At 64.6% G+C, this 25,018-nt stretch carries 26 protein-coding genes; 6 read left to right on the forward strand and 20 right to left on the reverse strand.

Annotated features, from left to right (window positions below):
• Positions 1-100 precede the first annotated feature (100 nt).
• Complete coding sequence (locus M2S36_RS20100) at positions 101-601, forward strand: methylated-DNA--[protein]-cysteine S-methyltransferase (protein WP_025339247.1); 501 nt, start codon at positions 101-103, stop codon at positions 599-601.
• A 4-nt stretch (positions 602-605) separates the two neighbouring features.
• On the opposite strand, the gene M2S36_RS20105 is transcribed toward M2S36_RS20100, so the two are convergent.
• The 3 genes from M2S36_RS20105 to M2S36_RS20115 all read right to left on the reverse strand — a co-directional run bounded on the left by M2S36_RS20105 (position 606) and on the right by M2S36_RS20115 (position 2,177).
• Complete coding sequence (locus M2S36_RS20105; protein WP_063914779.1) at positions 606-845, reverse strand: hypothetical protein; 240 nt, start codon at positions 843-845, stop codon at positions 606-608.
• A complete protein-coding gene (locus M2S36_RS20110; RefSeq protein WP_207837296.1) occupies positions 842-1,585 on the reverse strand; it encodes a carbon-nitrogen hydrolase family protein in 744 nt (247 codons plus the stop codon). Before M2S36_RS20110 ends, M2S36_RS20105 begins: the two co-directional genes overlap by 4 nt.
• Positions 1,586-1,661: 76 nt before the next feature.
• The gene (locus M2S36_RS20115; protein ID WP_207837298.1) at positions 1,662-2,177 is read right to left on the reverse strand and encodes a DUF3016 domain-containing protein; all 516 of its coding nucleotides are present in this window, start codon (positions 2,175-2,177) and stop codon (positions 1,662-1,664) included.
• Between the two features lie 75 nt (positions 2,178-2,252).
• Here M2S36_RS20115 and M2S36_RS20120 point away from each other — a divergent pair, with 75 nt between their 5' ends.
• The gene (locus M2S36_RS20120; protein ID WP_233688319.1) at positions 2,253-2,978 is read left to right on the forward strand and encodes a metallophosphoesterase; all 726 of its coding nucleotides are present in this window, start codon (positions 2,253-2,255) and stop codon (positions 2,976-2,978) included.
• On the opposite strand, the gene M2S36_RS20125 is transcribed toward M2S36_RS20120, so the two are convergent.
• Together M2S36_RS20125 and M2S36_RS20130 are read right to left on the reverse strand one after the other, a co-directional pair.
• Complete coding sequence (locus M2S36_RS20125) at positions 2,926-3,540, reverse strand: LysE family translocator (RefSeq protein ID WP_207837300.1); 615 nt, start codon at positions 3,538-3,540, stop codon at positions 2,926-2,928. The two genes, M2S36_RS20120 and M2S36_RS20125, sit on opposite strands and share 53 nt — an antisense overlap.
• Positions 3,541-3,724: 184 nt before the next feature.
• Positions 3,725-4,543 carry a helix-turn-helix transcriptional regulator gene (locus tag M2S36_RS20130; protein ID WP_233694802.1) on the reverse strand — a complete coding sequence of 273 codons (819 nt, stop codon included), beginning with the start codon at positions 4,541-4,543 and terminating at the stop codon, positions 3,725-3,727.
• A gap of 131 nt (positions 4,544-4,674) precedes the next feature.
• On the opposite strand from M2S36_RS20130, the gene M2S36_RS20135 reads away from it, so the two are divergent.
• Positions 4,675-5,301, forward strand: coding sequence for a LysE family translocator (locus tag M2S36_RS20135; RefSeq protein ID WP_207837305.1), 627 nt, complete (start codon positions 4,675-4,677; stop codon positions 5,299-5,301).
• Here M2S36_RS20135 and M2S36_RS20140 read toward each other — a convergent pair.
• The 15 genes from M2S36_RS20140 to M2S36_RS20210 form a co-directional block, all read right to left on the reverse strand.
• Positions 5,298-5,573 (reverse strand): peptidylprolyl isomerase, encoded by a 276-nt coding sequence (locus M2S36_RS20140; RefSeq protein WP_016715601.1) that lies wholly within the window; start codon positions 5,571-5,573, stop codon positions 5,298-5,300. The two genes, M2S36_RS20135 and M2S36_RS20140, sit on opposite strands and share 4 nt — an antisense overlap.
• A 202-nt stretch (positions 5,574-5,775) precedes the next feature.
• Positions 5,776-7,731 carry an acetoacetate--CoA ligase gene (locus M2S36_RS20145; protein ID WP_333957731.1) on the reverse strand — a complete coding sequence of 652 codons (1,956 nt, stop codon included), beginning with the start codon at positions 7,729-7,731 and terminating at the stop codon, positions 5,776-5,778.
• A gap of 148 nt (positions 7,732-7,879) precedes the next feature.
• Positions 7,880-8,359 carry a serine protease inhibitor ecotin gene (gene eco / locus M2S36_RS20150; protein WP_207837310.1) on the reverse strand — a complete coding sequence of 160 codons (480 nt, stop codon included), beginning with the start codon at positions 8,357-8,359 and terminating at the stop codon, positions 7,880-7,882.
• A 55-nt stretch (positions 8,360-8,414) separates the two neighbouring features.
• Complete coding sequence (gene hbdH, locus M2S36_RS20155; RefSeq protein ID WP_207837313.1) at positions 8,415-9,185, reverse strand: 3-hydroxybutyrate dehydrogenase; 771 nt, start codon at positions 9,183-9,185, stop codon at positions 8,415-8,417.
• Between the two features lie 10 nt (positions 9,186-9,195).
• Positions 9,196-10,587: a GntP family permease gene (locus M2S36_RS20160; protein ID WP_333957733.1), complete on the reverse strand. Its 1,392-nt coding sequence runs from the start codon at positions 10,585-10,587 to the stop codon at positions 9,196-9,198.
• A 268-nt stretch (positions 10,588-10,855) separates the two neighbouring features.
• The gene (locus M2S36_RS20165) at positions 10,856-12,238 is read right to left on the reverse strand and encodes a sigma-54 interaction domain-containing protein (protein WP_233694815.1); all 1,383 of its coding nucleotides are present in this window, start codon (positions 12,236-12,238) and stop codon (positions 10,856-10,858) included.
• Positions 12,239-12,378: 140 nt separating this feature from the next.
• A complete protein-coding gene (locus tag M2S36_RS20170) occupies positions 12,379-13,395 on the reverse strand; it encodes an ABC transporter permease (protein ID WP_207837318.1) in 1,017 nt (338 codons plus the stop codon).
• Positions 13,395-14,453, reverse strand: a complete 1,059-nt coding sequence (locus tag M2S36_RS20175) for a microcin C ABC transporter permease YejB (RefSeq protein WP_333957734.1) — start codon at positions 14,451-14,453, stop codon at positions 13,395-13,397. The genes M2S36_RS20170 and M2S36_RS20175 overlap by 1 nt, the downstream gene beginning before the upstream one ends.
• Positions 14,450-16,393, reverse strand: a complete 1,944-nt coding sequence (locus M2S36_RS20180; protein WP_241106758.1) for an extracellular solute-binding protein — start codon at positions 16,391-16,393, stop codon at positions 14,450-14,452. Before M2S36_RS20180 ends, M2S36_RS20175 begins: the two co-directional genes overlap by 4 nt.
• Before the next feature lie 13 nt (positions 16,394-16,406).
• Complete coding sequence (locus tag M2S36_RS20185) at positions 16,407-16,688, reverse strand: peptidylprolyl isomerase (protein WP_039602126.1); 282 nt, start codon at positions 16,686-16,688, stop codon at positions 16,407-16,409.
• Positions 16,689-16,767: 79 nt separating this feature from the next.
• Complete coding sequence (locus M2S36_RS20190; protein WP_333957736.1) at positions 16,768-17,823, reverse strand: 3-deoxy-7-phosphoheptulonate synthase; 1,056 nt, start codon at positions 17,821-17,823, stop codon at positions 16,768-16,770.
• A 555-nt stretch (positions 17,824-18,378) separates the two neighbouring features.
• Complete coding sequence (locus tag M2S36_RS20195) at positions 18,379-18,930, reverse strand: YbhB/YbcL family Raf kinase inhibitor-like protein (RefSeq protein ID WP_063914763.1); 552 nt, start codon at positions 18,928-18,930, stop codon at positions 18,379-18,381.
• A 48-nt stretch (positions 18,931-18,978) separates the two neighbouring features.
• Entirely contained in the window at positions 18,979-19,287 is a 309-nt protein-coding gene (locus M2S36_RS20200) for a hypothetical protein (protein ID WP_207837331.1), read from the reverse strand.
• 126 nt (positions 19,288-19,413) lie between these two features.
• Entirely contained in the window at positions 19,414-20,379 is a 966-nt protein-coding gene (locus M2S36_RS20205) for an endonuclease (protein WP_207837334.1), read from the reverse strand.
• Positions 20,380-20,494: 115 nt separating this feature from the next.
• Positions 20,495-20,962: an Lrp/AsnC family transcriptional regulator gene (locus tag M2S36_RS20210; RefSeq protein ID WP_233694820.1), complete on the reverse strand. Its 468-nt coding sequence runs from the start codon at positions 20,960-20,962 to the stop codon at positions 20,495-20,497.
• 165 nt (positions 20,963-21,127) lie between these two features.
• On the opposite strand from M2S36_RS20210, the gene M2S36_RS20215 reads away from it, so the two are divergent.
• From M2S36_RS20215 to M2S36_RS20225, 3 genes are all read left to right on the forward strand, one after another.
• A complete protein-coding gene (locus tag M2S36_RS20215) occupies positions 21,128-22,378 on the forward strand; it encodes a Zn-dependent hydrolase (RefSeq protein ID WP_063914759.1) in 1,251 nt (416 codons plus the stop codon).
• 79 nt (positions 22,379-22,457) lie between these two features.
• Positions 22,458-23,669, forward strand: a complete 1,212-nt coding sequence (locus M2S36_RS20220; protein WP_233694822.1) for a diaminopropionate ammonia-lyase — start codon at positions 22,458-22,460, stop codon at positions 23,667-23,669.
• Between the two features lie 77 nt (positions 23,670-23,746).
• Positions 23,747-24,913, forward strand: a complete 1,167-nt coding sequence (locus M2S36_RS20225; RefSeq protein WP_233688307.1) for a M20 aminoacylase family protein — start codon at positions 23,747-23,749, stop codon at positions 24,911-24,913.
• Positions 24,914-25,018: the final 105 nt, after the last annotated feature.

A 25,018-nucleotide genomic window follows, 5' to 3' on the forward strand; every position in this document is an offset into this window, starting at 1 on the left:
AACATCAGGGGCGCAGTTCATTGCTTGAGCAAGAAAGCGGATGCAGGCGGGGCTGTGGATGCGTACAGTAGGTTGATCGCAACCTGGCAGGAGCCCGCTTATGTCCAGCGCATTCACCTTCATGCAGTCGCCCGTCGGCACCTTGACCCTGGTAGCACGTGGCGAGTGCCTGGCAGCCGTACTCTGGGAGGAGGAGCGGGAAAACCGTGTGCGCCTTGGCGCCCTGCACCGTGACGACCAATGCCCGGTACTGCTGGAAACCGCCCGCCAGCTCGGCGAGTACTTTGCCGGCAAACGTCAGCGTTTCGAACTGGCGCTGGATTTTGCCGGCACCGAATTTCAGCGCCAGGTGTGGGCCGCGCTGCTGGCGATACCGTTCGGAGAGACCCGCAGCTACAGCGACATCGCCCGGCAGATCGGCAACCCCAGCGCGGTGCGTGCAGTCGGCGCCGCCAATGGTCGCAACCCGATCTCTATCATCGCCCCGTGCCATCGGGTAATCGGTGCTTCGGGCAGCCTCACCGGCTTTGCCGGCGGCCTGGCCGCCAAGCAGTACCTGCTGGCGCTGGAGGGCCGGCAAAGCCTGGCGCTGGACCTGTAAGGTGTCAGAACCAGCTGGCGACCAGGCAGGCCAGCACGGCCAGCGCCGTGCCGGCCATCAGGGTGTACTGCCGATGGGCACGGCGTGCATGGGGCTTGACGGCGCGCAGGTACTCGCCGGGTGTCGGCGCATCGGGGCGGTGACGCAAACCCTCGGCCACATCGGCTAGTTGCCCCTGGATGAGCAAACCAGTCAGGTAGTAAGTACAGGCATAGCTCAGCAACGCCAGAAACAGGTAGATCATGCCGGGTGCGGGTCCAGGGGGACCGCCATGGCACTGGCGTTGGCGGTGTCCAGTACGATCAGCCCTTCGCTGTGATCGTCCAGGCTGGCCAGCAAGCGCCCCTGGCTGTCCCACGCCGCCGAGCCACCGGCGCCGATGAAGGTGTCGGCCGGCCCCACGCAGTTGGCCAGCAACACCGGCATGCCCAGCTCGCGAGCCACCTCTGGATAGTGCAGGTAACCCTCGCGGATGCCCTTGGCAGTTTTCGCCACGCTGACCAGGTACAGGTCGGCGCCGTGTGCCCGCGCGGCGGCCGCATGCGCCATGAACATCGATTCGTAGCAGATAGCAGGCGCTACCCGATGTGCGCCCACCTGCAGCAGCAAGGCTTGATCGCCAGGGGTGAACCAGGGCAGTTCATCATCATGCAGGCGCCGCTTGGCATAGGCCTGGCGCGGTGCCCCGGGGCTGAGGATTGGCATGCCGATGCGGATGCCGTCGGGTGCCGGTAGTGGCAGGCCCACGGCGACGGTGATACCCAGCCGGTCGCAGGCTGCCTGCAGCGGGTCCAGCCGTGCCGAGCTGACGGGCAGGGCGGCCTGGCGTGCGAGGCTTGGCTCATAGCCGGTCAGCGACAGTTCGGGGAACACCACCAGTTCGGCGCCAAGGGCCGCAGCCTGCTCGACGCAGGCCAGGTGGCGTTCGAGGTTGGCTTGCACATCGCCCTTGAGCGACGCCAGTTGCACGGCGCACAACTTCATGAAAAAACCTTCCCTGGTACAGGTTGAAGGGCTGAGCATACTACCGGCACCGAGGCCTGTTCCAGTGAAGGGTTTTTCAGGATGCCGGGTGGAGGGCGAAGCGCTGGCGGAACCAGTCGTTGAGCATGGCCTTCTCGGCATACAGGCGGTCGCTGCTGCTGGCGACCCGGCCTGGGCGGCTGAGGTACATCTTGTCGCTGACCCGCTCCTGCGCCTGCTGGTCGGGTTTGCCCGGTTGGCTGAGGGTGTAGCTGAGGTCGATGGTTGGCCAGGTGATTTCGCGCATGAAGCGTACATCGTAGGCCTGGCTGTGCCAGGGCTCGAAGCGCCCGGCCAGGTCGATGTCGCGGATGTCGATGACCAGTTGCTGGCCGGGTTGCAGGTAGCGTTGACCAAGCTTCTGCAGGTACTGGGTCAGGGTGTTCATCACATAGGCGTCGGCGCCACGCTCGTACCCGTGGCTGTCGAGGCTGGCATCGCGGAATTTTTCCGGGTGGTCGAAACGCACCTCGACCTGCGCGGCCGGAGCACCTTGTGCCATGCTGTCCAGTGACAGCGCCATGAGCACGGCACACACGAGGGCGGTACGCATGATGCACCTCCGGAGTGGGTTGGCTGTGCCTCCATTTTACCCCTGGCATGGCGGCACCAGCAGAGGAAGATTGTAATGGGACGGTTTCGGCGTCTGATGGCCAACCTGCGGGGACGTGACCTGGCGGTGGGCGATATCCATGGTCACTTCCAGCGCCTGCAGCAATGCCTGGATGCGGTGGGGTTCGATCCGGCCGTGGACCGCCTGTTCAGCGTGGGTGACCTGGTCGACCGTGGCCCGGAAAGCGAAGCGGCGCTGGAATGGCTGGCGCAGCCCTGGTTCCATGCCGTGCAAGGTAATCATGAGGCCCTGGCAATTACCCGCGTACGCGGCGGGCGGCTCGATCTGGACATGTATCGCGCCGCCGGGGGGAGCTGGTTTCTTGACCTTCCACGGAGCGAGCAGTTGCGTTTCGTGGAGCGCTTCGAGAAGCTGCCGATTGCGATAGAGGTTGAAAGTGCGGCGGGTCTGGTAGGCCTGCTGCATGCCGACAGCCCGTATTCCGATTGGGCAGTATTAAGGACCTGGCTGGAACTGGATGACGACCCTGAAGTAAGGGAAGTGTGCCAATGGTCGCGGCGGCGGCTGAAGGTAGGCGATACCCAGCCCGTACAGGGCCTGCGTGCCTTGTTGGTGGGGCACACGCCGGTGCTGGAGGCCAAACTGCTGGGCAACGTCTGGCACCTGGATACCGGGGGCTGGGCCAGTGGCCATTTCACCTTGATGGACATGCGGACCCTGCAACTGCTCAGCCCCAGGCCAGGTGAAACAGCAATGCCGCAGCCAAAAGCACCAACATGACGCCGGAGGCCCGCTCCAGCCACGGCAGGCTGCGGGCGAAGCGCCGCAGCACCAGCGGGTTGCCGATGGCCACGGCAACCAACAGGTCCCAGAGCAGCACGATGCTGAACATCCACATGGCGTAGGTTGCTTTCCAGGCAATGCTGGCGTTGGCGACCATGCTGACCAGGCTGGCATAGAACAGCGCATTCTTGGGGTTGAGGATGCCGGACAGGAACCCCATGCCCAATCCCCGCCACCACCCCTGGACTGTTTGCTTGCCGGTGACTGAGCCCAGGCTGGTGTGCCCGGCGTGGCGCAGGAACAGGGTGCCGATGTACAGCAGGTAGCCGGCACCGGCCAGTTGCAGGATGGTGAACAGCAGGCTGCCTTCCTGCAGCGCTGACAGACCGGTGAAAGCCATGACGATGAACACGCCATTGGCCAGGGCGATACCCAGGCAGGCGCCGCTGGCAACCCGCCAGCCACTGCTGACCGAGGTACGTGCGACCAGGAAGAAGTCCGGGCCGGGAGAGAGCAGGGCGAGGAAGTGGGCGAGGGCGATGATCAGGAATTGTTCCATTGGGGTGGGCGGCTCTGGCGGAAAAGCCGAACTCTGCCCTTCGGCGCACAAGCCGTATTGAACAATATTGCAGGCTCATTGCCGGGGCTGCTGCGCAGCCCTTTCGCGACACAAGGCCGCTCCCACATTGAACGGCGTACGCAGCACCTGTGGTCGCGAAAGGGGCACAAAGCGCCCCAGGTTCTCAGAGTCCGTGCAAATCCCGATACTGCCCTGGCGTCACCCCCACATGGGCCTTGAACACCCGCTGGAAATGACTCTGGTCGGCAAACCCGAGCCGATAGGCCACCTCAGCCAGGGCCTGCCCCTCGCTCAGCAACTGGCGCCCACGGTTGACCCTGGCATTGAGCAGGTAGGCATGCGGCGTAAACCCGGTAGCCGCGCGAAATGCGCGAATCAACTGGTAGCGCCCAAGCCCGGCGTGCCGTGCCAGTACCGCCAGGCTCAACTGCGCCGGGTCCTGGCCTTCGATATGCGCGATCAGCCCACTCAGCTCGCTCGCCCCCAGGGCAGGTGCCGGCGCCAGCGGCGCGTGCCTGGCAAAGTCCAGGTCACCCAGAAAGGCAATCAGCGCCGCATCCTTCTCACCATTGCTGGCGTTGGAGAACAGCAGACTGTTCAGTTCGCAGAACTGCCGATACACCTCCGGCACCTGGCAGATACGTGCCGGCTCGCCGGGCCCGGTAGCCTCCAGCCCGGACTCCAGGCGCAGCTGCGCCAGCCAGTCGGCATCCACATGCAGCATCTGGTAGCTCCACGCTTGCCCGGGCTCGGGGTTGCAGGCATGTACCCGGTGGGCCGGGACCAGCACCAGCGTGCCGGGCGTCAGGCGTTGCTGGCCGTTGCCGGCACCGGTGAAATGACTGTGGCCGGCATCCACCACACCGATGGAAAACGTCGGGTGGCTGTGGGCCTTGTAGCAGGCGCGGCTATGGCAGGCGCGGCGGCTTTCGACATGCGGCAGGGCCGGGTCGCGCCACAGCGCGGCATGGGAACGGGGCATCACAGGGTCCTCGGTATGCCCGGCAGCTTATCAGGCGCTGCGCACCCATACAGTTTTTTCCGCTGGCTGTAACTTGACCGCACGGGCCGGTACCCGCCGAAATAGACGGCTGTTGCCAAAGGAAAACAATTATGGACCTTTCAAGCCTGCTGCTTTTCATTCCCGCCTGTTTCGCCCTGAACATGGCGCCGGGGCCGAACAACCTGCTGTCGCTGCACAATGCCAGCCGCTACGGCCTGCGCACGGCCTGCGTGGCCGGTGGCGGACGCATCGTCGCCTTCAGCGGCATGATCGCCCTGGCGGCCATGGGGCTGGCCGTGGTGCTGCACACCAGCGAATACCTGTTCCTGGCCATCAAGTTGGCGGGGGCTGCCTACCTGTTCTATATCGCCTGGCAACTGTGGCGGGCACCGGTGGGCGAGGCGGCGGTGGCAGGTGATCAGCCGCGCGGCACCTGGCGCCTGGTACGCCAGGAGTTCTGGATGGCTGCTGGTAATCCGAAGGCTATCCTGATCTTCACCGCGTTCCTGCCGCAGTTCGTTTCGGTCGGCAGTACCACTCCGGTAAGCGAGCAGTTCCTCTGGCTGGGTGCGTTGTTCCTGTTGCTGGAATGGGCCGCCATCGCCATCTACGCCGGCCTGGGGGCGTACCTGCAGCGCTGGTTCAGCCAGCCCGGCCCGCGCCGGTTGTTCAACCGGGTCAGCGCCTCCTTGCTGGGTTGCGCCGGCCTGGGTCTGCTGGCTGCGCGTCGCACTTAATCGCGGTAGAAGGTCTGCACCAGGTGGTAGCCGAACTTGCTCTTGATCGGCCCATGTACCACGCGCAGGGGCTTCTTGAAGATCACCTGGTCAATGGCGCCGACCATCTGCCCGGGGCGAATTTCACCCAGGTCGCCGCCCCGCTTGCCCGAAGGGCAGATGGAGAATTTTTTCGCGAGCACGTCGAAAGCCTCGCCATTGGCGATGCGCTGCTTGAGCTTTTCGGCTTCGTCAGCGGTCTTGACCAGGATGTGGCGGGCTTGGGCTTTCATGGGGTACCTGTGCTTCGGGGGCGAAAAAGGCGCGCATTATGCCTGATCGAGCCGGGTTGAGGCCATTGTGGGAGCGGCCTTGCGTCGCGAAAGGGCTGCAAGGCAGCCCCAGGATTTCAGCAGCGATGCATGAATTTCTTGGGCCGCCCTGCGGCCCTATCGCGACACAAGGCCGCTCCCACGATGACGGTGAATACCTTCATTATGGGGTACGCAACTCCTCACGATCCCGAAACTGCTCCAGCGCCTCGGGGTTGGCCAGGGCATCGGTGTTCTTCACCGGCAGGCCATGCACCACATTGCGAATCGCCAATTCCACCAGCTTGCCGCTGATGGTTCGCGGGATGTCATCGACCTGGGCGATCACCGCCGGGACATGGCGGGGCGTGGTGTACTGGCGGATCACCTGGCGGATGTGCTGGCGCAGGGGCTCATCCAGTTTCAGGCCGTCACGCAGGCGAACGAACAGCACCACCCGCACATCGCCTTGCCAGTCCTGGCCGATGGCCACGCTTTCCAGCACCTGCTCGACCTTTTCCACCTGACGGTAGATCTCTGCCGTGCCAATGCGCACGCCACCGGGGTTGAGGACCGCATCGGAGCGGCCATGAATCACCAGCCCGCCATCGGCACGCTGTTCGGCATAGTCGCCTTGGGCCCACACCCCCGGGAACTGGCTGAAGTAGGCATCGTGGTAACGGCTGCCGTCCGTATCCTTCCAGAACCCCAGTGGCATGGACGGGAAGTTGCGCGTGCACACCAACTCGCCTTTTTCGCCCTGCACCGGCTGGCCGTGCTCGTTCCACACCTCCACCGCCATGCCCAGGCCCTTGCACTGGATTTCGCCACGGCGCACCGGCAGGGTCGGGTTGCCCAGCACGAAACAGGAGACGATATCGGTGCCGCCGGACATCGACGCCAGGCAGAGGTCGGCCTTGATCTTGCGGTACACGTAGTCGTAGCTGTGTGGCGACAGTGGCGAGCCGGTGGACAACAGCAGGCGCAAGCGCCCCAGTTGATGGCTTGCCGCAGGCTCCAGGCCCGCCTGCTCCAGCGCCGCCAGGTACTTGGCGCTGGTACCGAAGGCCTGGATGCCCTCGGCGTCGATCAGGTCCAGCAGCCGCTCGGGGCCGGGGTGGAAGGGCGAGCCGTCGTACAGCACCAGCGTGGCGCCCACCGCCAGGCCGCTGGCCAGCCAGTTCCACATCATCCAGCCGCAGGTGGTGTAGTAGAACAGCACGTCATCGGCCTTCAGGTCGTTGTGCAGGCCATGTTCCTTCAGGTGCTGCAACAACACGCCGCCGGCGCGGTGGACGATGCACTTGGGCACGCCGGTGGTGCCGCTGGAGTACAGGATGTACAGCGGGTGGTCGAAGGGCAGCGGGGTGAAGCTGGGGGCGCCGCCAGGCTGAAAGAACTCATCCCATAGGCTGACGTTGGCGGCCAGGAACTCGTCGGCGCGCGTACCATTGCGGGTATGGGGCACCACGATCAGCCGTTCCAGACCGGGCAACTGCGCGCACACCTGGTTCACCTTGTCCACCTGGTCGATGGCTTTGCCGGCGTACTGGTAGCCGGCGCAGGCGATCAGCAGCTTGGGCTCGATCTGGCCGAAGCGGTCGATGATGCCATGTACGCCGAACTCGGGCGAGGAACTGGACCAGACCGCACCGAGGCTGGTGCAGGCAAGCATGGCAACCAGTGTCTGCCAGGTATTGGGCATGACGGCGGCTACCCGGTCGCCGGGGACGATGCCGGCCGCCTTGAAGGCTTTTTGCAGGCCGGCCACCTGGGCGGCCAGCTGGGCATGGGTGAACTGCTGACGTTGGCCGTCTTCGCGCACGGCGACCAGGGCCGGGCGGTCGTCGCGGCGGCGCAGCAGGTGTTTGGCGAAGTTGAGGGTGGCGTTGGCGAACCACTGGGCATCGGGCATCTGCGGCCCTTCGCTGAGCACCTGGCTCGGCGGGGTATGCCAGTGAACGTGGAAATAGTCGGCAAGGGTTTGCCAGAAGGCAGGGCGCTGCTCGATGCTCCAGCGGTGCAGCGCCTGGTAGTCGTCGAGTTGCAGGTTGTAGCGCAGGTTGACCCGGCGGCGGAAGGCATCCATCCGGCTGGCCTCGATCTGCGCCGTGGAGGGGCGCCAGAGCACATCGTTCATGCCGAACCTCCAGGTGATCATTTGGATTCGACGGCCTATTCGCGGGCACGCCCGCTCCCACAGGTACAGCGTAGACATCCAGCCCAGTGATATCCTGTGGGAGCGGGCGTGCCCGCGAAGAAGCCCCCTGGCAGCAGGGGCTTGCGCGTTACTCTACTTTAGCCTTTTGCACGTCCTGCGACGCGCTCCAGACGCGGTAGCGCACTTCGACATCCTTGGGCACATACACCACCACCGGTAGCTTGCTGTTGTAGCGCAGCATGAAGCCTTCACCGACCACCGGCACGAAGGCCTCGGTCTTCTTGCCATCGGGGCAGGCCATCAATGTGCTGACCGGGCCGCTGACCTTGTCCAGGTGGTAGTAGCTGTAGCCCCAGCCTTCCAGGGTTCGTTCCTCCAGGCTGCCGCCCAGGCGCTGGCGATTGCAGTCCACCTTCAGGGTCTTGCCGGCGAGGATTTCCAGCTGATAGGCCGATTCATCAGCCTGGGCCGGCAGGTGGATGACCTGCCGGGTGAAGCCTTTTTCCGCCTCGGGGTAGGGCGCGACGTCCTTCAGGCTGGCTGCCATCGCGGGTGCGGCGGCAGCCAGGGTCAGGGCCAGGATCGCGGTCATCGGGGTTGGGCGCATAGGGCCTCCTTGCAGATAAACGAATGCAGGACCGCCGCCAGGCCCAGGCCGCCCGTCACTGGGCCAACCAGCCACCATCGACGTTCCAGGCGGCACCGCGAACCTGGCTACCGGCCTCGCTGCACAGGAATAGTACCAGCTCACCCAGGTGTTCGGGGGTGACGAAGGCCAGTGATGGCTGTTTTTCTGCCAGCAGATCGTGCTGCGCTTGCAGCGGATCGCCACCGTTGGCAGCACGATCGTCGATCTGCTTCTGTACCAGCGGGGTCAGCACCCAGCCAGGGCAGATGGCATTGCAGGTGACGTTGCTGGTGGCGGTTTCCAGGCCTACCACCTTGGTCAGGCCGACCACGCCGTGCTTGGCCGCCACATAGGCCGCCTTGCCGGTCGAGCCGACCAGGCCATGCACCGAGGCGATGTTGATGATGCGCCCCCAGTTGCGCATGCGCATGCCGGGCAGGGCCAGGCGCGTACCGTGGAACACGGCCGACAGGTTGAGGGCGATGATCTTGTCCCAGCTTTCCAGCGGGAATTGCTCCACCGGCGCCACATGCTGGATACCGGCGTTGTTGACCAGAATGTCGACGCCGCCGAACTCGCGCTCGGCCAGGGTGAACAGCGCTTCGATCTGGGCCACGTCCGACAGGTCGGCCGGGTGATGGGCTACCTTCACCCCGTGCCGGGCGATCTCGGCCAGCGCCGGTGCCGGGTCGCCGAAGCCGTTGAGCATGATGTTGGCGCCTGCGCGGGCCAGCACCTGGGCAATGCCCAGGCCGATGCCGCTGGTGGATCCGGTGACGAGTGCAGTCTTGCCTTTGAGGGTCATGCAAAGCTCCTTAGACGATGCCGGTGGCGTAGAACGTGGCGATGACCACGAACACCGCCAGGGTCTTGATCAGGGTAATACCGAAAATGTCCTTGTAGGCCTCGCGATGGGTCAGCCCGGTTACGGCCAGCAAGGTGATGACCGCGCCGTTGTGCGGCAGGGTGTCCATGCCGCCGCTGGCCATGGCAGCCACCCGGTGCAGCACTTCGAGCGGGATGTTGGCGGCATTGGCGGCGGCGATGAAGCTGTCGCCCATGGCCGCCAGGGCGATGCTCATGCCGCCCGAGGCAGAGCCGGTGATACCGGCCAGCAAGGTCACGGTGATGGCTTCGTTGACCAGCGGGTTGGGGATGTCGCGCAGGGCATCGGCCAATACCAGGAAGCCCGGCAGCGAGGCGATTACCGCGCCAAAACCGTATTCCGAGGCGGTATTCATGGCCGCCAGCAAGGCACCGCCCACGGCGCTTTTGCTGCCTTCGGCCAGGCGGGAGCGGATGGCACCGAAGGCACACACCAGCACCATCAGGATGCCTACCAGCAACGCCGCCTGCACTGCCCAGATGGCGGTGAGCTTGGCCACATCGCTTTGCACCGGCGCGCTCATGCCGGGCAATTGCAGGCTGTGGCTGGGGCCGTACCACTGCGGGATCCAGTGGGTGAACAGCAGGTTCATCACCCCCACCAGCAGCAGCGGCGACAGGGCCAGCCAGGGGTTGGGCAGGGCCAGGTCGGCAGCGGTTTCCGGCTCGTTGCGCAAGTCGCTGCCATAGCCTTCACCGGCGCGCAGGGCCTTGTTGCGCTGGCGTTGCAGGTAGGCCATGCCGACGCAGAACACGAACAGCGTGCCGATCAGGCCCAGCCAGGGCGCGGCCCAGGCGGTGGTGTTGAAGAAGGTGCTGGGGATGATGTTCTGGATCTGCGGGGTACCGGGCAGGGCGTCCATGGTGAACGAGAACGCGCCCAGGGCAATGGTTGCCGGGATCAGGCGCTTGGGGATATTGCTCTGGCGGAACATCTCGGCAGCGAACGGGTACACCGCGAACACCACCACGAACAGCGAGACACCGCCGTAGGTGAGCAGGGCGCAGACCAGCACGATCACCAGCATTGCCTGGCGGGTGCCGAGCACGCGGATGGCGGCGGCAACGATCGAGCGGGAAAAGCCGGACAGCTCGATCAGCTTGCCGAACACGGCGCCCAGCAGGAACACCGGGAAGTAGAGCTTGATGAAGCCGACCATTTTCTCCATGAACACCCCGGTGAATGCGGGGGCCACGGCGGACGGGTCGGTGAGCAGTACCGCGCCGAGGGCGGCGATGGGGGCAAAGAGGATTACGCTGTAGCCACGGTAGGCAGCCAGCATCAGCAGGGCCAGCGCGGCAAGGGCGATGAGCACGGTCATCGGGTGAGTCTCCTGGGTGAGTCTTGTTTTTATCGGTGAGCAGGAGATAGCGGGAATCGTGCCAGTTTTTAACTCATTGATTTATATGGGTATTTTGTTTTCTTGTGTTTTTTTGTCTCTGGCTTGAGACGTTGGGGCCGCTTGGCGGCCCATTGCGACACAAGGCCGCTCCTACAAGTGAACCGCGATCTCCTGTAGGAGCCGCCTTGTGTCGCGATCGAGGGCAAAGCCCTCGCGGCAATCTTGAAATGGAAACAAAAGTCTCCAATCAGAGACCAAGTACTACCATCTTCTTGTACAGCGTCGACCGCCCCAGTCCCAACGCCGACGCAGCTTCCGGTACATTTCCCGCATGTTCGGCCAGTGCCCCGGCAATCAGCTCCCGCTCAAACGCCTCACAGGCCTCGCGGTAAGTCTGCCGCACAGGCGTAGTCGCCACCGGGCTCAACGGCCCCAATGCCGCCCGTAGATCCGCTACCCCCAGCCGCGGCTGGTCCGCCAGCAGCGTGGCCCGCTCCAGCACATTGCGCAGCTCGCGAATGTTCCCCGGCCATGCATGCCGCGCCAATAGCTGCTGCGCTTCGGCCTCCAACTCATACTGGCTGCCCAGCTCACCCAATATGGCTTCGCACAGCGCCGGCAGGTCCTCCAGCCGTTGCCGCAGTGGCGGCACCTCGATCGGCAGCACATTCAGCCGGTAATACAGGTCGGCGCGGAATGCCCCGCGGGCGATGGCGGCCTGCAGGTCGATGGAGGTGGCGGCAATGATGCGCACATCGCTACGCAGCATCTGGTTCGAGCCGACCGGCTCATACTCCTTTTCTTGCAACACCCGTAGTAGCTTGCTCTGCAGGGCCAGCGGCATGTCGCCGATCTCGTCGAGGAACAGCGTGCCGCCTTCGGCCAGTTGCAGCTTGCCGCTGCGGCCCTTGCGATCAGCCCCGGTAAAGGCACCGGGGGCGGTGCCGAAGAACTCGGCTTCCAGCAGTGTCTCGGGGATCGCCGCACTGTTGATGCTGACGAACGCCTTGTGCGCCCGCGCCGACGCCGCGTGGATGGCATGGGCCAACAGCTCCTTGCCGGTGCCGGTTTCGCCCAGCAGCAACACCGGCGAGTCACTGCTCGCACCGCGCCGTGCGCGGCGCTTGGCCTCCAGGCTGGCGGCGCTGCTGCCGACGAACTGGGCGAAGCTGTACTTGGCCTGGCGTGCGCGCAACTGCGAGCGGGTCGAGGCCAGCTCCTGCTGCATGCTGGAGTAGCGTTTGAGCAGCGGCGACAGGCTGCGCAATTCATCGAACAGGGCAAAGCCGATGGCGCCGATCAGCGCGCCCTGGTCGTCGTGGATGGGCAGGCGCATCACCACCAGCGGCTCGTTCGGGGTGTCGAGCATGTCCAGCAGTATCGGCCGGCCATTGCTCACCACCTCGCGCATCAGGCTGCCCGGGATCACCGCTTCGCAGGGTTGGCCAATGGCGCTGGCCGCGTCGGCCAAGCCAAAGCGCCGGGCATACCGTTCGTTCATCCAGACGATGCGCGCCTGGCGGTCGACGATTACCGTGCCTTCGCTGGACTGTTCGATGATTTCGAACAGCGAGCGGATCGCCAGTTGCCGTACCTGGGGGTAGTCCTTGAGGCTGTCGCTGTCGTGCATGGGTAAAAATCCTGAAATCTGTATAAGCGGGGCCGACCACTTCGCGGGTAAACCCGCTCCCACAAGTTCACTACAAATCCTGAAGACTGTGGGGTACCTGTGGGAGCGGGTTTACCCGCGAAGAGGCCAGACCTGAAAAACTATCCCCTTGGGTCGAACGCCTCACGCAAGGCATCCCCGATAAACACCAGCAGCGACAGGATCACCGCCAGTGCAAAGAACGCGGTAAAGCCCAGCCACGGCGCCTCCAGGTGCTGTTTGCCCTGGGTCACCAGCTCACCCAGCGAAGCACTCCCGGCCGGCATGCCGAAACCGAGAAAATCCAGTGCAGTCAGGGTGGTGATCGCCCCGGTCAGCATGAACGGCACATAGGTCAGCGTCGCGTTCATGGCGTTGGGCAGGATGTGCCGCAGCATCACCTGGCTGTCTGACAGCCCCAACGCCCGGGCGGCCTTCACGTACTCCAGGTTGCGACCGCGCAGGAACTCGGCGCGCACCACATCGACCAGGGTCAGCCAGGAGAACAACGCCATGATCCCCAGCAGCCACCAGAAGTCCGGCTCGACGAACCCGCTGAGGATGATCAGCAGGTACAGCACCGGCAACCCCGACCACACCTCCAGCAAACGCTGGCCGAACAGGTCGACCCAGCCGCCGTGGTAGCCCTGCAAGGCCCCGGCCGTCACCCCGATCAGCACGCTGACCAGGGTCAGGGCGAAGGCGAACAGCAAGGACACCCGTGTGCCATACAGCACCCGGGCCAGCACGTCGCGGCCCTGGTCGTCGGTCCCCAGCCAGTTGCTCGCGCTTGGCGGGCTGGGGGTGGGCACTTGCAGGTCGTAGTTGGGGGTGTCGGCGCTGAACGGGATCGGTGCGAACAGCATCCAGCCGCCTTGCTGTTCGATCAGTTGGCGTACATAGGCGCTGCGGTAGTCCGGCTGGAACGGCAGCTGGCCGCCGAACTGCTGCTCGCTGTAGCGCTTGAGCGCCGGCACATACAGCTCGCCCTTGTAGCCCAGCAGCAGCGGTTTGTCGTTGGCCACCAGCTCGGCACACAGGCTCAGCAGCAGCAGGCCGGCGAACAGCCACAGCGAGACCCAGCCGAGGCGGTTGCGGCGAAAGCGTTTCAGGCGACGACGCGAAATCGGTGAAAGCATCAGTGCGCCCTCGTGTCGAAGTCGATACGCGGGTCGAGCAGCGTGTACGACAGATCGCCGATCAGGCGGATCAGCAGGCCCGCCAGGGTGAAGATGAACAGCGTGCCAAACACCACCGGGTAGTCCCGCGACACAGCCGCTTCGTAACTCATGCGGCCCAGGCCATCGAGCGAGAAGATCACCTCGATCAGCAACGAGCCGGCAAAGAACACCGTGATCAACGCCTGCGGCAATCCGGCCACCACCAGCAGCATGGCATTGCGCAGCACGTGGCCATACAGCACCCGACGCTCGCTCAGGCCCTTGGCGCGGGCGGTAACCACGTATTGCCGGGAAATCTCGTCGAGGAAGGCGTTCCTGGTCAGCAGTGTCAGGGTGGCGAAACCGCCGATCACCAGGGCGCCGACTGGTAGCACCAGATGCCAGAAGTAGTCGGCGACCTTTCCCAGCAGGCTGAGCTCGTCGAAGTTGTCCGAGACCAGGCCGCGCACCGGGAACCAGTCGAGCGAGGTACCGCCGGCGAACAGCACGATCAGCAACAGGGCGAACAGGAACGAGGGCAGGGCATAGCCAACCACGATCAGCGCGCTGCTCCAGGCATCGAAGCGGCTGCCATGGCGAACCGCCTTGCGGATGCCCAGCGGGATCGACACCAGGTAGGTGATCAGCGTGGCCCAGAAGCCCAGCGACAGGGTGACCGGCAACTTGTCGAGGATCAGGTCGGTAACCTTGGCGCCGCGGAAGAAACTGTTGCCGAAGTCCAGCCGGGCATACTGGCCCAGCATCAACCACAGGCGCTCGGGGGCGGATTTGTCGAAGCCGTACTGGTGCTTGATCTCCTCGATCAGTTTCGGGTCCAGGCCACGGGTGGCCCGCGACTCGCCGTGCACCACCTCGGCCCGGGCGCCGGGAGCGCCGCCGCCAATCCCTTGCAAGCGTGCCACCGCCTGTTCCACCGGGCCACCCGGTGCGGCCTGGACGATAGCGAAGTTGACCAGCAGGATCGCCAGCAAGGTCGGGATGATCAGCAGCAGGCGGCGCAGGATGTAGGCAGTCATGGCGAGGATTTCCGGCGTTCGGCCATTTGCGCGTTGGTCAGCGCGGTGGGGCTGACTTCCCACCAGGTGTCCAGGCCTTCGTCATAGGCAGCCTGGACTTTGGGCACGCCGAAGCGGTTCCACCAGACGGTGGAACTGCCAGGCGGGTAGTAGTTGGGGATCCAGTAATAGTTCCATTGCAGCACCCGGTCCAGGGCATGGGCGTGGTGCAGCATGTCGGCCTGGGTGTCGGCGCGCACCAGGCCGTCGATCAGGCGGTCCACGGCGGGGTCCTGCAGCACCATCAGGTTATTCGACCCGGGGTCGTGGGCCGCTGCCGAGCCAAAGTAGTTGTACAACTCGGCACCGGGCGACAGGGTGACCGGGTAACCGGTGACGATCATGTCGTAGTCACGCGCCATCAGGCGGTTGACGTACTGGGCGGAGTCGACGTTGCGGATGTCCAGGGTCACACCAATCTGGGCCAGGTTGCGCTTCCACGGTAGCAGCAGGCGTTCCATGCCTGCCTGGCCATTGAGGAAGGTGAACGCCAGCGGCGTGCCCTGGCTGTTCACCAAGCGGTCGCCTTCGGGGCGCCAGCCGGCTTGCTCGAGCAGCGCCAGTGCCTGCAGCTGCTGCTTGCGGATGATCCCTGATCCATCGGTGACCGGGGCGGTGAACACGGTGCTGAAGACTTCGTCCGGTACCTTGCCGCGCAACGGTTCGAGCAGTTTCAACTCGCCTGCATCCGGCAGTTTGCGGGCGGCCAGTGGGGTATTGGAGAACACGCTCTGCTGGCGGATGTACATGTTGCGCATCATCTGCCGGTTGCTCCACTCGTAGTCCCACAGCATGCCCAGCGCCTGGCGCACGCGACGGTCCTTGAACTGCGGCTGGTCGAGGTTGAACACAAAGCCCTGGGCCACCTGCGGCTTGGCCGGGCCCAGGTGGGCGCGCTGCAGGCGGCCGTCGTCCAGTTGCGCGCCGTTGTAGCCCAGGGTGTAGGCGGTGGCAGAGAATTCGCGGTTGTAGTCGTAGCCACCGCCCTTGAGCACTTGCCGCGCCACTTCGGTATCGCCGAAGTACTCGATGCGCAGTTTGGCGAAATTGTAGCGCCCACGGCTGACCGGAAGGTCGCGCGCCCACCAGCCGGGGTCGCGCTCGAAGGTGATGCTGCGGCCATTGTCGATGTGCCCGATACGGTACGGCCCGCTGCCGACCGGCTTGTCGAAGCCGGCACCGTTGGCGAAATCGCGCTGCTGCCAGTCGTGTTCGGGCAGTACCGGCAGGCCGGCGAGGTCCAGTGGCAGGGTGCGGCCGTGGTCGGGCTTGAAGTCGAAGCGCACGCTGTGCGGGCTTTCCACGATGACGGCGGCAACATCGGCGAACTGGGTGCGGTACTTGAGGCTGCCCTTGCTCATCAGCAGCTCGAAGGTAAAGCGTACGTCCTCGGCGCGCACCGGCTTGCCATCGGCGAAGGTGGCGCGCGGGTCGATCTCGAAACGCAGCCAGGCATCGTCCGGGCCGCGCTCCATGCGCCGGGCGATCAGGCCGTAGACGGTGTAGGGCTCATCGAACGAGCGCACGGCCAGTGGCGCATACAGCAGGCTATCGACCTCGCTGACGCCGATGCCTTTGTCGATGTACGGCAGGATATGGTCGAACTGGCCGATCTCGATGGCCGAACGGCGCAGGATGCCACCTTTGGGGGCGTTTGGGTTGACGTAGTCGAAATGCTGGAAGCCGGCGTGGTAGCGGGGTGCTTCGCCGTAGACGGTGAGGGCGTGGGTGGGGGCGGCGTGGGCGTTGACAGCCAAGCAAAGCAGGAACAGGCACCACAATCTCTGTGGGAGCGGCGGTGCGCCGCTGCGACGTGCCCGCGAATGCGTCCGAGCATGCAGCCTCGTCGTCTGGGCTGACGCATTCGCGGGTAAACCCGCTCCCACAGGGGATCTCATCACCTGAACAGGTGAATCAGTCCTGGCGGCTGGTCACTTCCAGCAAGTGGTAGCCGAACTGGGTCTTCACCGGGCCTTGCACGGTGTTGATCGGGGCGCTGAACACCACGGTGTCGAACTCCTTGACCATCTGGCCCGGGCCGAACGAGCCCAGGTCACCGCCCTGGCGGCTGGACGGGCAGGTGGAGTTGGCTTTGGCAATTTCAGCGAAGTCGGCGCCTGCTTCGATCTGGGCTTTCAGTTCGTTGCATTTGTCTTCGCTGCTGACCAGGATGTGGCGGGCGGTTGCACGGGCCATGGGTACTGCTCCTTGGGGTAAAAAGGCAAGCCTAGCGCACTTGTCCGGGGTATGTCTCGCCAGGCTTGCAACCCGCTGCCTACAGTTTTTGTGCCGCCTCACGCAACAGGGTTTCGGTCGAGGCCCAGCCCAGGCAACCATCGGTGATCGACACGCCGTATTTCAGCGCGCCCTTGCCCAGCGCCTGGCAGCCGTCGAACAGGTGCCCTTCGATCATCACGCCAACGATCGAGCGGTCACCGGCCATGCGCTGCTCCAGCACATCGTTGAATACCGCCGGCTGACGCGCCGGGTCCTTGCCGCTGTTGGCGTGGCTGCAATCGACCATGATCCGCCCCTGCAGCCCGGCCTTGGCCAGTGCCTGGCGGGCCATGGCGATGCTGTTGGCGTCAAAGTTCGGGCCTTTGTGGCCGCCGCGCAGCACCAGGTGGGTGTCCGGGTTGCCCAGGGTTTCGATGATGGCCGGGTAACCCTGCGCATCCATGCCGAAGTGGCGGTGCGGGTGGGCGGCGCTGCGCATGGCGTCGCTGGCGATGGCGATGCCGCCGTCGGTGCCGTTCTTGAAACCGACCGGCAGCTCCAGGCCACTGACCATTTCGCGGTGGATCTGCGATTCGGTGGTGCGTGCGCCAATCGCGGCCCAGGCCAGCAGGTCATCGAAGTAGCCGGCGGCCATGGGCTGCAGCAGTTCGGTGGCGACCGGCAGGCCGCGCTCGATCATGTTCAGCATCAGCCCGCGGGACAGGGCGATGCCGGCGTGCATGTCGTCGCTGCCATCGAGGTGCGGGTCGTAGGCCAGGCCTTTCCAGCCGACCGTGGTGCGGGGCTTTTCGACGTAGGCGCGCATCACCAGCAGCAGCTTGTCGTCGAGTTCGCGGCTGAGGGCGGCCAGGCGGTCGGCGTATTCCAGGGCCGAGCGCGGGTCGTGGATCGAGCACGGGCCAACGATTACCAGCAGGCGCTGGTCGCGGCCTTCGAGGATGTCGCGGATGGCCTGGCGGTGGGCATGGACTTGCTGGGTAAGTTCGCTGGACAGCGGCATTTGCTGCTTGAGCAGGTGCGGGCTGGGCAGGCGCTGGGTGACGGTGGTGTTGGCGGCTTGCGGCTGGGTCAGGGCGAGGCTGGAAGCTTGCATGGCGTTTTTTCCCTGGGCGGACGGCGGGTTCTGGCCCGCGTGGTCGGCCCTATCGAGGTGTTCGACAGATCGTTGAATTCGTATTGGCTGCTGCATTGCCACCTGTGGAAGACCGAACGGAGGCGGCAGGCTGGCCCGAACGGGATTGGCTAAATCGCCAGGCGTAGGTGTTTGCGTAGTAATAGGTGGCGTAGTTCATGAATCTGTCCTCAATGTGAATCGGTGTTGTTCAAAGGCCTGAAAAGCAAAACCCCCGGTCGGGAAGCCGACCGGGGGTTTGAGTATTCTCATGTTCGGCGGCCCCTCGAAGGTGGGCGCCGTGTGGGTATCGGCGCCTAGTGGCTAAACCAATACCCGAAGTAATAGCTGGCAGGTGCCACGCAGCCGGCAACGGCCAGCACAGGACGCAGGGTGCGACCGGTGTGGTTGGCGTGGTTGCGGGTGTGTTTTGGCATGTTGCTCTCCAGTGAATGAGCCCGAGCTTACTTCAGTTCGGTCGGGCCATTCAATGGATAAATGCTATGGGGGCGATCATTTGTTTTTGTACTGGATGGTTCAATGGCCATAGCGCCCGACCAGGCTCTGCGCCCCTAGCGCGTGGCCTTGCAGCAGTTGCAGCAGGCCACTGCGGTCCAGGCCCTCGGGCAGGGTGCCCAATGGCAGGTCGGTGGCGATCAGCGTCAGTGCGTAGTGGTGCGGGTTGTCACCGGCGGGTGGGCAGGGGCCTCGGTAGCTGAGCGTGCCCCGCGAGTTGCGACCCACGGTCACGCCTGGCCCGGTCAGCCCGGCGATGCCTTCCTTCAGCCCATCCTGGGCCGGGTCAATGTTGTAGGCGATCCAGTGGACCACGCCAATACCCTTGCCGCCGTCCGGGTCGAACATGATCAGGGCCAGCGACCGGGTGCCTGCGGGGAGGTTGTCCCAGCTCAGTTGCGGGGTGCGCTCTTCGCCAGCGCCGCAGGCCGGGTCCGGGCCAACCTGCTGCAGGGCGATCACGCCACCATCGGTGAACGACGACGAACTGATCGACAGCGCACCCTGGCCGCCAGCGACGGCCAGGGTGCTGCACGGCAGCAGGGCGGCAAGCAGCCAGGGTTTGAGGTTCATGGTGAATCCTCGGCAGGGCGTTCGGGCGCAGTGTAGCCCAGGCTGGGCTCAATGGCTGTCCTGGTCCTCGGCGGTGCCGCCGGTGCGCCCGGCGCCGGAACCGGTGGCTTCGCCGGTGCTGTTGGAGCCGCCAGCGGCGCCGTCGGCGGCATCGCTGTTGCTGCCGGTGTCGCTGCTGTCGTTGCCTTTGCTGCTGCCAGGGCTGTTGACGCTGCTACCTTCACCGGCAGTCTTGCCACCGGACTGGTCGGTTTGCGGGTGGCTGTCGGTATGGGTGTCGGTGGCGGCCAGGCTGGTGCCAGTGGCGGCGGCCAGGGCAAGGGCAAGGCACAGCGAGAGTGGGCGAATGCGGATCATGGAACGTCTCCTTTGCGGATGATCTGTCATTCGTTGGGCTGGGGGCGGGGAGTGGGGTGCCGTCTGGGCGACGGATGGTCATTCGATCAGGCTGCTGTGCAGCCCGATCGATTGCAAGGGGGCCGATCAGCGGCAGTTGCCCGCCTTGCGATACCCCGCTGCCTGCGCCTCACCCTCTGTGGCGAAGGTGACCTGGTTCTTCGCGGTAACCTGGGTATAGCCCGGGCAGCCGACGGAGAGGTGATAGACGTGGCTGTTGCGGTTGCCAAGCACCGCTCCTACCGACTCGGCACTGGCCAGGCTCGGCTTGGCCTCTGGCTTGGCAGCCTTCGCCGGCACCGCTTGCACCACGCCACTGCCGACCGGCTTGTAGTTGGCGGTCCATTTGCGTTCCCCGGTCACGAAGGGGTTGGCATGCCCCATGATCGCGGCAATGCGCCGGTCGCGCTCTTTTTCCCAGGCCGACACCGGGTGCTGTTTGTCCCAGGCCATCAGCAACTGTTGCTGTTGGCGCGACATGCTCAGCTTGTAGCGGTCGTACATATAGAAGGTGGTGCGGGCGACCAGGCCTTTCACTTCGTCACGGGGTTCGGCAGCACGCTGCACGAAGTCGACCTTGGTGCTGCACTGCCCGTATTGCCCTGCATTGCCAGCAACCATGCCGTAGTTGAAATTGCTGCGGTCGCCGTTGACCTCGCCTACTGCCGGGTACAGGTTGAACAGGTCGGCCTCCATGGCGCGGAACACCGGGTCGTCATCCACGCAATGCTCGCGGCCACCGTTCTTCCAGCACTGGCGCTGGTTGCCAAAGGTATAGGCCGGCACGATGTGCTCCCATTCGGTGCGCTCTGCTCGGTTCTGCTGCTTGCGGGTCTGGTAGCCACACGAGGCGGCATCGATACGCCCGCCGGACTTGCCCACCCAGGTCCATTTGCAGCCGCAGTACAGGTCGCCCATGGCACTACTGGCCTGGTCCATGTACACCTTCTGCTTGGCCACTACCTTGGCCTCGGTGAAGGTCGCCGGCGGGTTGGCCAGGGCGGGGAGGGTGAAGGAAAATAGTAAGGATACGGCGTAAAGCAGTGATTTCATGAGAAAAACATATTTCAGGTCGGGGCGCGCATTGTAATCATTTCCTCGGGGCTGGCCAGCCTGGACAAGTTGACTGTCAACTTGCGCGCTCTTACAGCGGCTCGCAGTAAAGGCTTCAATCCGTGAGGGTCGGCACGAACAGGCCAGTCTTCACATTGCTCATCGACACCAGTGTCTTGAAGCGCTTGACGTTGTTGTTCTCGAAGAACAGCTCACGGGTCAGCTGGGTGTACTGCTCCATGTGCCGCACCAGCATGATCAGCACGAAATCGCATTCCCCGGCCACGTAGTAGCACTGTTGCACCTGCGGGCAGGCGAGGAAGGCGCGTTTCATCTCGTCCAGCAGGTCCAGGCGCTCGTTCTCCACTTCAACCTCGGTGATCACGGTCAGCGTGTACCCCAGCTGCTCCGGGTTCACCTGTGCCACCGTGCCGCGGATCACGCCGTCGGCCGTCAGCTTCTTCAGGCGCCGGTTGACCGCCGCCGAGGACAGGTTGACCTGCGCACCGAGGTCCAGCTGTGAAGTGCCGGCGTCGCGCTGCACGGCATCGAGCAGGGCCAGGTCGAAGTGATCGAGGGGCATGGGAGGGGCTCCGTAGGCGAACAGCGGTAAATGCCGAAAGTGCGTAATAAAAGTGCATGAATTGGCCAAAAATCAAGATTTTCATACGCGGCGAGCGAATAGAATTTCCCGTGAACAAGAACGGCGGTGTAGAGCCAAGGCTTTTCACCCATGGAGAAACGGTTGATGAATGCGAGTACCCCACTGCAACTGAACGGCGCTTTGCTGCTGCAGCAGATCCGTGCACTCGGCCAGGTAGGTGTTGACGCCACGCATGGCGGGCGCACCCGGATCGCCCTGAGCGATGCCGACAAGGCCGGGCGCGACCTGCTGGTCGGCTGGATGCGCGAGCTTGACCTCGACGTGCAGGTCGACCGCATCGGCAACATTTTCGGTACGTTACGCGCAGCCGCTGACAGCGGCGAGCAAAGCCCGCTGATGATGGGTTCGCACATCGACACTGTCACCAACGCCGGAGCCCTGGATGGCTGCTATGGCGTGCTGGCCGGATTGGCGGTGGTTCGGGCGTACCGTGAGGCCGGGCGCTTGCCTGAGCGTTCGATCACCGTCGGCGCGTTCACCAATGAAGAGGGTGTGCGCTACCAGCCCGACATGATGGGCTCACTGGTTTACGCCGGCGGCCTGCCTTTGCAACAGGCACTGGATACCCTTGGCACCGACGGTACGCGCCTTGGCGATGAACTGGCGCGCATCGGCTATGCCGGCACGCTGGAGCCTGGCGCTATCGTGCCGCACGAATACCTCGAACTGCATATCGAGCAGGGGCCGGTCCTCGAAGCCGAAAACACCCTGATCGGCGTGGTCGAGAACCTGCAGGGCATTTCCTGGCAGCAAGTAGAGGTGAAGGGACACGCCAACCATGCCGGCACCACGCCGACCCACTTGCGCCATGATGCAGGCTTCGTCGCCAGTGCCATCGTCGCCGAGTTGCGCGCCATGGCCGTGGATTCCGGCACGACCTTGGCCACGGTCGGCTGCATGCAGTTCGAGCCGAACGTGATCAATGTCATCCCGCGCAAGGCCACCTTCACCGTTGACCTGCGCGACCCCGACGAAACCTGCCTGGCTTACGCCGAAAACCGCCTGAGCCAATACCTGGAGGCGCTCGCCGAGCGTGAAGGGGTCACCATTACCACCGAGCGCCTGGTGCGTTTCGAGCCGGTGATCTTCGACGCAGGGCTGGCCGATGCCATCGAAGCCTCGGCCCGGCGTTTCGGTTTCAGCCATCGGCGCATGACCTCTGGCGCCGGCCACGACGCGCAAATGATCGCCCGCATTGCCCCCGCCGCGATGATCTTCGTGCCCAGCCAGGGCGGCATCAGCCACAACCCGCGCGAGCATACCGATGACGAACAACTGATTCAGGGCGCCCAGGTGCTGCTGGATGTCGTCAGCCGTCGCCTGACCCACGCCTGATCCCCACTGTAATGCCCCGCCCGCTGAAGCCTGGTTTCAGCGGCATGGGCTTCATGTTGCCTGTAGAAAGGAGTGCCGCATGTTTGTTTCCAACCCCAAGGCTGGCCGCCAGCCTTACCCGCAAGCGTTGCAGGAGGTGATGAGCATCGCCAAGGCTGAAGAAAGCCGCCAGTGGCTGGCCGGCTGGGCGCGCTTGAACGCAGGTGCTACGCCGCTGTACAGCCTGCCTGACCTGGCCGCGGAGCTGGGCGTTGCCCAGCTGACGGTGAAGGACGAATCGGTGCGTTCGGAACTGGGCAGTTTCAAGGCGCTGGGCGCGCCGATTGCCCTGGTGCGGCTGATCCTGCGTACCTTCCCCGCGCAGCAATTCGACCCGCGCGGCTTGCTGGCAGGCCAGTACGCGAACCTGCTGGCCCCCTTCACCGTGGTCAGCGCCACCGATGGCAACCATGGCAAGGGCCTGGCGGCCGCCGCGCAAAGCATCGGCTGCCACTGCGTGATCGTGCTGCATGCCAACGTCAGCATAGAGCGCGAGCAGGCGATTGCCGCCTATGGCGCGCGGATCGTGCGCATTGCCGGCAATTACGACGAGTCGGTCCAGCACGCTGCGGAGCTGGCGGCCAGCAACGGCTGGACCGTGGTTTCCGATACCTCTTATGAGGGCTACGAAGTGATCCCGCGTGATGTGATGCAGGGCTACGGCACCATCGCCGCAGAAATCATCGAAGCCACTGCCGGCCAGTCGCCTTTCACCCACGTGTTCCTGCAGGGCGGGGTGGGTGGCCTGGCGGCTGGCATCGTCAGCTACCTGTGGGAGCACTACGGCGCACAACGCCCACTGATGGTCATGGTCGAGCCGGAGCAGGCGGACTGCCTGTACCAGAGTGCCTTGCTCGGCAAACCGGCCAGGGCGACCGGTTCGGTGGACTCGGTAATGGCGGGCCTGGCGTGCGGCGAGACATCGCCATTGGCCTGGCGATTCCTTGAGCCGAGCGTCGATTACTTCATGACCATCACCGATGACCAGGCTGTTGCCGCCATGCGCCGCCTGGCGGCTGGCAGCGCTCGCGACATTCCACTGGTGGCGGGTGAGTCCAGCGTCGCCGGCCTGGCCGGGCTTGCCCACCTGGTAACGGATGCTGGCGCAGCTGCCGACCTGGGTCTCGACGGCAACGCCCGCATTCTCTTCATCAGTACCGAAGGCGCCACCGCCCCTGGCGTCTACGCCGATCTGCTGGGCGAGTCGGCCAGCTCGGTACTGGCACGCCAGCAAACCTGGGTACGCACCTGATCCACCCCTTGAGGGCCAGGTTATACCGGCCCTTCCGGTCAACGCCCGACGTTGGCCCAGCAACAGGAACTTCAAGCATGAGCAATGACCCTGCATTCGAACAGCGCCTCAAGCACTGGCGGCACGCGTTTCACCGCCACCCGGAAACCGGCTTCGAAGAGTTCGACACTGCCGAACAGGTCGCCAGCATCCTGGCCAGCTTTGGCCTGGAGGTGCACCGAGGCATCGGTGGCACTGGCCTGGTTGCCAGCCTCACTGTCGGTGACGGCCCGGGCGTGATCGGCCTGCGTGCCGACATGGATGCCCTGAACATCACCGAACAGGCGCATGAACGGCCCCATGCGTCCTGCAACCACGGCAAGATGCACGCCTGCGGCCATGACGGGCACATGGCGATGGTACTGGGGGCCGCAGACCTGCTGTGCCGCGAGCGCAACTTCAACGGTACCGTGCGTTTCCTGTTCCAGCCGGCCGAGGAGCATGGACGCGGGGCCAAGGCGATGATGGCCGATGGCTTGTTCGAGCGCTTCCCGGTCGATGCCCTGTATGGCGCGCACAACATGCCGGGCATGCCGGCTGGCCATATTGCCACGCGGGCTGGCGGGATCATGGCCAGCGAGGACAACTTCGTCATCCACATCCAGGGCAAGGGTACCCATGCCGCTCGGCCGCACATGGGCATCGACCCGATGGTGATCGGTGCCGAGATCGTGCTGGCCTTGCAGACCATTGTCGCGCGCAATGTCGACCCGAGCCTTTCAGCAGTGGTTTCCTGCACCGAGTTCATTACTGATGGCATCCGAAATGCGATACCTACCCATGTCACGATCAAGGGCGACACCCGCAGTTACAGCCCCGAGGTACAACGCTTGCTGGAGAAGCGCATGCGCGAGATCAGCGAGGGTATCTGCCACTTGCACGGTGCAACCTGCCGGTTCGAGTACAGCCACGAGTTTGCGCCGACGGTGAACTGGGCGGCGAACACGGAAATTGCCGTGACGGCGGCGCGCAATGTGGTGGGGGCGCAGGCGGTGAATGCCGAAGTGATGCCGATGATGATTTCCGAGGACTTCGGTGCGTTCCTGCAGCAGGTGCCGGGCAACTTCGTGTTCATCGGCAATGGTACCGAGGGCGAGGCGGGGGCTACGCCGTTGCATAACGCTTCGTATGATTTCAACGATGCGATCCTGGCGACCGGGGCCCGCTATTTTGCCGAGGTGGCAAGGGTCAGCCTGCCGCGTTGATCGTTGAATCAGGGGCCGCACAGGGACCGCACAAATTTAAAGCATTGTGCGGTCTCTGTGGGAGATTGCCCAGCCCTTTGGGCCGCGCTGTCGCACAGATAACTG

Origin of the sequence: Pseudomonas sp. SF2 (assembly GCF_036858055.1) — a bacterium.
In the GTDB taxonomy this organism is placed as follows: domain Bacteria; phylum Pseudomonadota; class Gammaproteobacteria; order Pseudomonadales; family Pseudomonadaceae; genus Aquipseudomonas.